11 protein-coding genes and 1 tRNA gene are annotated in these 8,323 nt (G+C 67.2%); 5 read left to right on the plus strand and 7 right to left on the minus strand.

Annotation, left to right across the window (positions count from 1 at the left end; genetic code table 11):
• The first annotated feature begins 213 nt into the window (after window positions 1–213).
• Window positions 214–654, plus strand: coding sequence for a hypothetical protein (locus ACFYZF_RS17535; protein WP_387021489.1), 441 nt, complete (start codon window positions 214–216; stop codon window positions 652–654).
• 378 nt (window positions 655–1,032) lie between these two features.
• Here the strand turns inward: ACFYZF_RS17535 and ACFYZF_RS17540 are convergent, their stop codons facing one another.
• Window positions 1,033–1,725, minus strand: a complete 693-nt coding sequence (locus ACFYZF_RS17540) for a hypothetical protein (RefSeq protein ID WP_387021492.1) — start codon at window positions 1,723–1,725, stop codon at window positions 1,033–1,035.
• 113 nt (window positions 1,726–1,838) lie between these two features.
• Here ACFYZF_RS17540 and ACFYZF_RS17545 point away from each other — a divergent pair, with 113 nt between their 5' ends.
• Window positions 1,839–2,105 carry a GNAT family N-acetyltransferase gene (locus ACFYZF_RS17545; protein WP_387021494.1) on the plus strand — a complete coding sequence of 89 codons (267 nt, stop codon included), beginning with the start codon at window positions 1,839–1,841 and terminating at the stop codon, window positions 2,103–2,105.
• A gap of 115 nt (window positions 2,106–2,220) precedes the next feature.
• Here the strand turns inward: ACFYZF_RS17545 and ACFYZF_RS17550 are convergent, their stop codons facing one another.
• Entirely contained in the window at window positions 2,221–2,955 is a 735-nt protein-coding gene (locus ACFYZF_RS17550; protein ID WP_387021497.1) for a phosphotransferase enzyme family protein, read from the minus strand.
• 145 nt (window positions 2,956–3,100) lie between these two features.
• Between ACFYZF_RS17550 and ACFYZF_RS17555 the strand changes: the two genes are divergently transcribed.
• Window positions 3,101–3,445 (plus strand): hypothetical protein, encoded by a 345-nt coding sequence (locus ACFYZF_RS17555; RefSeq protein ID WP_387021500.1) that lies wholly within the window; start codon window positions 3,101–3,103, stop codon window positions 3,443–3,445.
• Between the two features lie 197 nt (window positions 3,446–3,642).
• Here the strand turns inward: ACFYZF_RS17555 and ACFYZF_RS17560 are convergent, their stop codons facing one another.
• On the minus strand, window positions 3,643–4,026 hold the full coding sequence (locus ACFYZF_RS17560) for an MmcQ/YjbR family DNA-binding protein (protein ID WP_387021503.1): 384 nt from the start codon (window positions 4,024–4,026) through the stop codon (window positions 3,643–3,645).
• A gap of 144 nt (window positions 4,027–4,170) precedes the next feature.
• Complete coding sequence (locus ACFYZF_RS17565; RefSeq protein WP_387021506.1) at window positions 4,171–5,232, minus strand: amidohydrolase family protein; 1,062 nt, start codon at window positions 5,230–5,232, stop codon at window positions 4,171–4,173.
• A gap of 751 nt (window positions 5,233–5,983) precedes the next feature.
• On the opposite strand from ACFYZF_RS17565, the gene ACFYZF_RS17570 reads away from it, so the two are divergent.
• Both ACFYZF_RS17570 and ACFYZF_RS17575 read left to right on the plus strand, forming a co-directional pair.
• Window positions 5,984–6,056: transfer RNA gene (locus ACFYZF_RS17570), tRNA-Arg, on the plus strand.
• Window positions 6,057–6,312: 256 nt separating this feature from the next.
• Entirely contained in the window at window positions 6,313–6,540 is a 228-nt protein-coding gene (locus ACFYZF_RS17575) for a hypothetical protein (RefSeq protein ID WP_387021600.1), read from the plus strand.
• 95 nt (window positions 6,541–6,635) lie between these two features.
• Here ACFYZF_RS17575 and ACFYZF_RS17580 read toward each other — a convergent pair whose 3' ends face one another.
• The 3 genes from ACFYZF_RS17580 to ACFYZF_RS17590 all read right to left on the minus strand — a co-directional run bounded on the left by ACFYZF_RS17580 (window position 6,636) and on the right by ACFYZF_RS17590 (window position 7,744).
• On the minus strand, window positions 6,636–6,788 hold the full coding sequence (locus tag ACFYZF_RS17580; RefSeq protein ID WP_387021509.1) for a hypothetical protein: 153 nt from the start codon (window positions 6,786–6,788) through the stop codon (window positions 6,636–6,638).
• 327 nt (window positions 6,789–7,115) lie between these two features.
• Window positions 7,116–7,571 carry a hypothetical protein gene (locus ACFYZF_RS17585; RefSeq protein ID WP_387021512.1) on the minus strand — a complete coding sequence of 152 codons (456 nt, stop codon included), beginning with the start codon at window positions 7,569–7,571 and terminating at the stop codon, window positions 7,116–7,118.
• Complete coding sequence (locus ACFYZF_RS17590) at window positions 7,568–7,744, minus strand: hypothetical protein (RefSeq protein ID WP_387021515.1); 177 nt, start codon at window positions 7,742–7,744, stop codon at window positions 7,568–7,570. The genes ACFYZF_RS17585 and ACFYZF_RS17590 overlap by 4 nt, the downstream gene beginning before the upstream one ends.
• Window positions 7,745–8,323 lie beyond the last annotated feature (579 nt).

Raw genomic sequence — 8,323 nt, forward strand, 5'->3', positions numbered from 1 at the left:
CAGCCGCGGACGCCGTTGAGCGTACGACCGGTGGCGTGACCGCCGGGCCGGGTCAGCCGGAGGGAGGCGGCGGGCCCGCACCTGACCGGTGGGCGAGCCAGGAAGACCACGACGGTGAGCAGGAGCCCGATTCCTTGCACCCTTTTCGGACTGGCGGCGCTCGCCTCGGCCGGGGCTGTCGTTGGCCGGGGGCTGACAGGCTAGTTTGCTCGGATGAGTCTCCTCGATGACGTCGCGAGGCGTGACAGTTGGCGATGCTGGGTGTGTGACGAGCCGGTCGACGCCGACATGTCGGTGAACGACCCGCGTGGTCCCAGCGTCGACAGCCGCACCGCCGACAAGAAGGCCAAGGTCGCCGAGCGACTCGCGCACCGTGCCTGCAACACCCGCAAGGGCGCTGTCAAGGTGGTCATCGCCTGGCCGGACCGTCTGCACGTGGTGGAGCCCGCGCCGCTGATCGCCGTCGCCGAGCGGCTCGAACGCAAGGGTGGCCGCGAGTTGGTCGCCCGTTGTCCGAGCAGGAAGGACGCCCAGGAGGCGGCCGACTGGCTGGTCGACCGGTTCTCCCGGCTGGTGCCCGGGCTGCCGGTGACCGCAAGCGTCGACGCGGGCGGCGGACAGTACCTCGTCGCCCTGGCCACCGGCCGCCGCTGACCGGTGGCCCTGGTCGGCGGGCCGCCGCCGACGAGGGCAGCCCGGACCCGTGCCACCACCAGCGCTGCTGCACCGCCCAGACACCCCCGCCGCTCACAGTGCGTCGACGGCAGCGAGCGGCTCAAGCGTTCCCAGCGGCGGTCGGGGATGCTCGGAGGGTTTCAACCAGCACCTCGTCAGGCTGGCTGATGTCTCCGACCACCGCGTCGTCAGTTCGCGTGCCCTGCGGTGGATGTGGGGCGATTCCGGGCTGGATGCGGTTCGCGACGAGCCCGGGAGGGCATGTGGGGCGACTCCGGCCCCAGCGCGGCCGGCTGAAACTGATGAGGAGACTTCGGCAAGTCAGTTCCCGGGCCTGCAGCCAACCAGGCCGAAGCACTACACCCCCCGGCCACCACCTGGCACAGAAGGGTGCCTGCTTAGTCTGACGAACCACAGGTAGGCGGCGACAAATGAGATCAGAATCAACGATGTGCCAAGAGAGACGGCGGCCGCGATGGTCGGAATTCTCGGATCTCTGAATAGGATGACGAATGCGTATATTTGAAAACCTGCGATGGCGGCGGTGCCTGCCCAAGCGTCAACGATTCTCATCGCCTGATGTAAGCGGTCGACTCCAGGATGCTCGTTCGCGTCGAGACGTATTGGGCTGGCGTGAGTCGACATCGGGCCTCTCCATGGGCTGAGCAGCGGTATCAGCCCGGATGCCTGCCAGTTCGGTAGGTGCTTACCGGCCACCTGGTCGAAGATGCGGCGATAGAAGATGGAGAGCCGCAGGACGGTGACGGCGCGAAGAACCATCAGCATCATGGCGACTGGGATGATAAGTCTCAAGGGTGAGATGTCATGAATCTTCATTCCCAGCAGCTCGGCTTCCAGGAGCTTGCTGTGCGTCAGGATGATGAATACAGCTCCGAGGCCGGCTCCACGTAATACTGCTCGGCTGGCGTCTCGTCCCTGGTCTTCCTGAATCTGCAAGAGGCGCGACAAGAAGAAGCGTAGATCGTCTTTGTCACCGTCATCGCCCTCAAGAAGCTTCGTTGCGCGCTGCTGAATCGAAAGCTCATCCACAAAAGTGGATGTTATCGGGTGCGGGCAACGGTAGGGCGCGGCGCGCGTCTACGACCTACCGCCCGAGAGGCTGTCGATCGGGAGCGGCCGAGCTGCGGGAGTTCATCAAGGGGTTGAAACCGGACGACGTCAAGTCAGGCGACTGGTTAGCGCTGGCCCTCCTCCTGGAATCGGTTCACGTCCGGCCCTTGTTCGCCCGCGTCGCGAGTGACAACGTGGGATCGCTGAGGGTGCTGCAGAGAACAGGATTCGCGGTCACAGGCACGGAGGCGTCCTTCGCCAACGGGCGAAACACTGAGATCGAGGAAACGATCCTGCGCCTCGGTGAGCCCGCAACCGCGCCGTTCGATGCGCCGAGCGGTAAGAAGCAGACGCACTGATCTCGGCACGACAGCACCTTGGAACATCGGGCACCCCGGTTACGGCCTGTAGCGTTCCGATCGGTGGCAGATGTGCGCACTCGACCGCCAATAACCCCACTCCTCGAACGCGTTCTCAGACCGCTCGAACTTCGGCGAGCCGCCTGACTGCGTACTCGTCGTCCCAGCAGACGGCGGCTTCCCACGCGGCCGACGCTTGCCCGGCGATGTCGAGCGCGCCGTCGTCGAGGCCGGCGGCGTTGTCGGGCAGCACGAGGTCGAGGTCGGGGACGTCGACGTGCGACTCGTCCCAGTCGATCAGCGCGACCTGACTCGCGGTCATGCGGACGTTGCCAGGGTTGTTGGGGTTGCCGTGGACGACGCACGTCTGACGTCCGGTGAGCCGCGCCCACGCTGCTCGGCATCGAGCAACGCTCTCAGGGGGCATCGCGCCGAGGTCGATCTTCGTCCCGGTCTCGGCGTGCAGGAGGTCGGTCGACGATTGCCAGCCTGGGCGCTGCGGCCAGCCCTGCGTCAGCCGATGCAGCTCGCGGAGCGTGCCGGCCACCCGACGCCAGTCGGCCTGCGTCTCGGGCGGTCCGCCATCCAGGTAGGTCATCACCACCAGACCGCCGGCGAACAGCCGGCCGTCCGTCGTCGGGATCGGGACCGGCACGGTCAGACCTTCACGGTCGAGGTGTTGGAGGAGCTCTGCCTCCCACGCAAGATCAGCGTCGCTCCTGGTGCCGAGACGACCGACCGCGAGGTGCCCGTTGACGCGCACGCTCCACACGTCGTTGGCGACTCCGCCAGCGAGCGCTTCGATGCGAGCGACGTCTTCACCCCATTGCCCGAGCGCCTCCCACCCCACTGGCCAAATCTTACGGGGTTCGGAACAACACTGTTCTCGGCAAGACCGAGCGTCGTCTTGATCGACCGGCTGTGACGCCGCGTAATACGTGGTCAGCGGCAATAGCGGATGCCAACCCGCAGTCGCTGATGGAATGATCACGGGCATGGACGTGAGGCCGCTGACTCAGCGAGAGCAAGCCGTGCTTGAGGCGCTGCTGGAGGCTGATTTCCAGAACGTGGAGACCCTGCGTCGCCAGGCCGCGGAAATTGTCGTCGTCGGCACCTGCGGCTGTGGGTGTCCGTCCATCGAATTCCAGCGCGGACGCGGTCTCGGAATGGCCGTAAGGGTCAATGCTGGCGTTCGAGGCTCCCATGACGGCCTGTTTCTCTACACGATCGAGGACCCTCAACAGGGAGAGGTTCTCGGCGGCGTCGAATGGGTCGGCGCCGAGGAGACGGATCCAGACGAGCTCCCATCGCCTGATGCATTCGACATCCAGGCTGCCTGATTCAGCCCACCGACCGCCCGCTCATCGGCACGAACGGTCGGCTGACTTGTCGGTCTCGCGGGTATGTCCCCTGATGCCCGCTCGGCGGCATGTGCGGGCACCGGATCAAGGGCGATCACGGTGACAGAACCGGGTTCCATGCGGGTTGACGCTGTCGTCGGTGCCTTCGACTGAGCTGCCGAGCAGCTGCGGGGTGCTCAGGGCCGCCGGGAGTCGAGCAGCGCGATCCTGCGTGCCCCGGCTGTACGTCGGTAGCTGGCGTCGAGTAGCTCGCCGACCTCATCCCAGCCGATGTCATCGGTCAGGTCCACACCGACCCATCCAGAGGCACCCAGATAGGCCGGTACGAAGCAACGGTCTTCCGCCAGCAGCGCCGCGCGCTCTTCGGGGTCAACCAGCACGATCATCGACTGTTCGTGCTGTTGATAGACGCCGCCGACCTTCACCGATCCCCCGTAGTAGGCGAAGACTTTGGTGGTGTAGAAGGCGGGACGGCCATGGGAGACCTTCTCGGCCGCGTCGGGGAAGGCCAGGGCGAGCGTCCGCAGCCGGCCCAGGAGCGGGTCTGCCTCGTCAAACATGATGGGATGCGGCATATCAGAAGGTAAGCACATCCTGGGCGGCCACGGCGCCCTGCACCACGCGCCTCGCGGCAGATCCGGTTGTTCGTCGACGAAGGTCAACGCCCGGATCGCGGCAGATGCGGATGTTCAGCTCGTCCGGGGTTATCGGAGATCCGGTCGCTTGTGAACGCGCTTTCCGCGGACGATGACGGCTCGCGGCCTGTCGAGTTGGCTTGGGTCGGTCCGTGGGTCGGCGTCGAACACGACCGCGTCCGCTGGGGCTCCGTCCACCAAGCCGGGCAGCCCGAGGTAGGACCTGGCGGTCCAGGATGCGGCGGCGAGCGCCTCATGTGGTGATATGCCGGCGGCTATCAGAGCGCGAATCTCATGGGCGATGCCACCATGTGGCCGCGAGTCCGTACCAGCCAGTACGGTGACCCCGGCCTCGACGGCGGCAGCTGTGAGCCGGGCGTGCGCGCTTGCTCCGGGCACGTACCAGCTGTTGCGTGCGCGTTCCGGGTCAGCGGTAATCTGCGCCAGGGAAGCGGTGATTACCGATAGTGTCGGAGTCAGCGCGGTGCCCTGCTCGGCCATACGCGGTAACAGCTCTGGGTCCAAGCCCATGCCGTGCTCCACGGAGTCCACACCCGCCTCGACTGCGGCCAATCCGCCTGCCGCGTGCTGTGAGTGCACCGCGAGGCGCCCACCGACCGCATGCACGCGCGTGACAGCCTCGCGTAGCACTTCGACCGGCATGACGTCGTCGTCAGGCCGCCAGTCGATTACCAGCTTGGCCCACCCGGTGCGGGCTGCCTGCTCGGCCGCGACGGCGGGCAGGTCGGTCAGCTCTGGGCGGCGGCCCCAGCCTTCCATGAACTGTCCGTGCTGCGCGATCCACGGGCCGGCGTGGACGGCTCGCGGACTTTCGTCCGCATGGCCGAACCAGTCAGGCGGGTCGCCCGCGAGGCCGGGGGCACGGATGAGCGTGACTCCCGAATCCAAATGCGCCCGAAGGTCCTCCCGTAGGACGGCGGCATCCAGTGGCTGGCCTGGCGTCTCGGCTCCGGGGTGGGTATGCGCATCGACCAGTCCGGGCAGTATCCAACCCTCGGCGACGAGCTCGGCACCGGCCACCGGATCCGAGGTCCATCGATCACCGTCGGCGTAAAGGTCGACCGGCTCGCCCTCGGGAAGAGCGAAACCGTGGACGCGCAGCACTGCCACCACACCACCTCCGCACCGAATCCCACCCAGACGGGCAAGATGGTCAGCATGCCACCGAGCGGACACCTGGTGGGGACCGTCGCCGTAGGCATCAGGGTGGGTCACCATCTCCACAGGCCGGACGCAGCAACCCCGTGGACCAAGCGTTTCACTGGCTTGCTCGGCGGACCTCGCCGCTGAGATCAGCATCGGTCTCGCGGCCTTGACGAGAGTGGTCCCCAGTCGGCGCGGACGACACATCCGCCGGCCTGGCGCACCACCCTGCCGAATCCGTAACGCGCGCCGAGGCCTGTGACAGTGTGGCGCACCTCCTGAGCGAGAAGATCCCGCCTCAGGGGGACTCGCGGGAGGGCAAGCTGCGGAAGCGGGTCCAGCGCAGCCCGTGGCTGATCCGACCGTTGAGTATCGTGCGGGACTCATCCCGAACGCTGACCCTGCGTCGGCGTCTTGACCTGAGCCAGCGAGCGAAGCTCGCGGAGGGTCGCCGCCGAGCCGCGCTCCTGCCGGCCGGCGGGTCCCGGGCCGGGGAAGCGCACGCCATGATCTTCGGTGATGTGCGCGGTGCACTCTCCAGCGGATGCCAACCCGGATCAACCGGTGCCAACGCGGGTCACCCTGGCCGACCGCCGGTCGCAAACCGGGGTTGGTGTGGTCCTGGCCTGGGAGAACAGGGGCCCGGGTGACGTGGGTGAACGCCGGCCACTCCCTGCCACCCCAGGTGAACCCCCAGGTCGCTAGACTAGGCCCTCGCGCCCCCGTAGCTCAGGGGATAGAGCATCGGTTTCCTAAACCGTGTGTCGCAGGTTCGAATCCTGCCGGGGGCACCTCAAAGATCAGCAAAACACCATCTGAGCTGCGGATACGCTCTCGCGTCGAGCGGTCGACCTGTGCAGCCGAATGCCACCCGTAGCCGCCGTTTGCAGCCCTCCGTGCAAAAGACGTGCAATGATCTTGGGCGCTTGCGGGGCCTGTTCGGGCAGGTCAGAGCCCGTCTCGACGAGCAGTAGCGGAGGTCGGTCTGACAGGATCGCGCCCGTGACGACCCCACAGTCGATCCCTCCCAGCCGCGCCGACCTGGAGATGCGGTTCGCCGCCATCCTCTCCGGCCGCCAGCCGCGTGACGAGGTGGACCGCTGGGCTACCCGGACCATGCTCGACCTGGAAGGCATCGAGGTCGACGAGGCGGCCCTCGGAATCCTCGCCGGCATCGACCTGCGCCACGGACCGGATGAGCCGTACCTGCATGACGATGCGCAGGTACGCGGGTGGCTCACCGAGTTTTCAGGAGGGTGCGGCATCATCGGCTGAGCGCCGCCTCTAATCCGCTCGTTCATCCGGCTGCGGTCCCCGTCGAGGCACATCGCGTACACCTTGAGCAGCACGTCGACCGAGTGCCCGGCCCGCTACGCGACCTCGGGTGCCGGCAGCCCGGCGTTGAGCCAGAGCGACACCCCGGCGTGCGGCCGGCCGGCCAGGGGAGAGGTGGCCCGGTCCGGGGTCAGGCTCAGCGTCCGCACCTCCCCCCAGACCCGGGAGTACGTCGAGGACGGAACCACGTTGCCCCAGTCGCTGCGGAACAGTCGCCCGTCGGCGTCGGCGCCGAACCGGTCGACGTGTGCCCGCAGGATCGCCCCAACTCCGGCGGGATCGGCACCTCCCGCGCTTCGGTGTCGCCCCGGGGCTTGAGTCCCCGGTCGTCGTGCACCTCGCCGCTGTCGGTGTAGCGCTTCCCGGCCGCCGGCCGTACTTCTCCACCGTCAGCAGACCCCAACCGGTTACCGGAAGATGGCAGGGGATTGGCAGTAACGGCACCGCCGCTGACCAGGGACTCCGGGCACATCCCGACAGCCGAAGGCAATCTCCCGCACTGATGCGCGACCGGATTACCTGTACGGGGCGTACTGGATGCTGTGGGACCAACGCCGCCAGAAGGGTAGTGGCAGGCAACCAACCGGCGCTTCGCCTCCGACCTCGGTCTCCACGGCTCCATCGGCGAGCATGACCGAGATGGCCGATCGACCCGGGGCGAGCACCTCCCGAACCCTGCCGGCGATCACTGAGCGAGCGATGTCCTCGAGTAGGGCGAGGTCTTCGGGGCCGGTTTCCAGTTCCCATCGGCCGCCGTAGTCGCCGACCTGCAGGATGAGTTGATCGGAGAAGTCCGTCCATCCGAAGGCACGAGCATCGGGGTTGCGTGGTATGACGTTGACCGATATTCCGGCCTGGATGCCATCGATGTCCACAGTCGCCACCCCTACCAGCTCCCTTGCCAACTGCCTCGCGATTTTCAGAGTTGGCGTCCGGGGCGGCTCGACGGTGTCCGGGACGACCAGGCTCACGCGGCGCCCGCCCGCCGGGAGGCGTAGAGGTCGGCGAGGAAGCCGTCCAGCTCGTTGTCCGACTCGGAGAGGTCGGGCCGGGCCAGGGCGTCGACGGAGGCGATCGGCCGGATGCCCTGACGACGCGCCAGTTCCTCGGCCGGTACGTGCTCAGCGGTCGGCCATTGGGGCATCTGATCGGCGTTACTCGACGTCACGGCTCACCTTCCACGTCTCGCGATCGTCGTGCATTCTCGTACCTCTGACGTCGAGATGCCGCACGTCATCGCCAGTCGTCAGGCGTCCACGCCCGCCGTGCGGAGTACGTGCAATGATCTTGATTGGCCGGGCAGGTGAGCGATCCGATCGACCAGGTCAAGGCCGAGTGACCCATCCCGGCTCAGTCGGCTTCCCAAACGCCGCCTACGGCAACATCAACGGAGTCCTCGGCTCCTACGACATAGCCGCCCCCGGCCCGGGCCGGGGACCGGGGGCGGCGTATGCCGGCGGACAGCCAGGCGGCACCGGACCGCCGTGCCAGTATCCGGTGTTCAGACGGTCAGCAGCGGTCGTGATCGGCCACAATGGCACCGCTCCTGACGAGGTGCACTCTGGCCCCCGTTGTCTCGGTCGTTTCGATTCGTCGGGGATCAGTTTCACGCGGCGCTGCGTAACCCTGAGGCTTTTCCATCGTGATGGTGCTGGTCACGGTGGGTGCGGGGAGCCCGTGTCGACATAGGACGAGGCTCCCGGTAAGACAGCAGTCGACCAAG

Origin of the sequence: Micromonospora sp. NPDC001898 (genome assembly GCF_042891255.1) — a bacterium.
Taxonomy (GTDB): Bacteria; Actinomycetota; Actinomycetes; order Mycobacteriales; family Micromonosporaceae; genus Micromonospora.

Coding starts and splice junctions, on each gene's coding strand:
- ACFYZF_RS17555 (WP_387021500.1), top strand. CDS start 3,101: ATGGACGTGAGGCCGCTGACTCAGCGAGAGCAAGCCGTGCTTGAGGCG.
- ACFYZF_RS17560 (WP_387021503.1), bottom strand. CDS start 4,026: ATGTTTGACGAGGCAGACCCGCTCCTGGGCCGGCTGCGGACGCTCGCC.
- ACFYZF_RS17590 (WP_387021515.1), bottom strand. CDS start 7,744: ATGCCCCAATGGCCGACCGCTGAGCACGTACCGGCCGAGGAACTGGCG.
- ACFYZF_RS17575 (WP_387021600.1), top strand. CDS start 6,313: ATGCGGTTCGCCGCCATCCTCTCCGGCCGCCAGCCGCGTGACGAGGTG.
- ACFYZF_RS17535 (WP_387021489.1), top strand. CDS start 214: ATGAGTCTCCTCGATGACGTCGCGAGGCGTGACAGTTGGCGATGCTGG.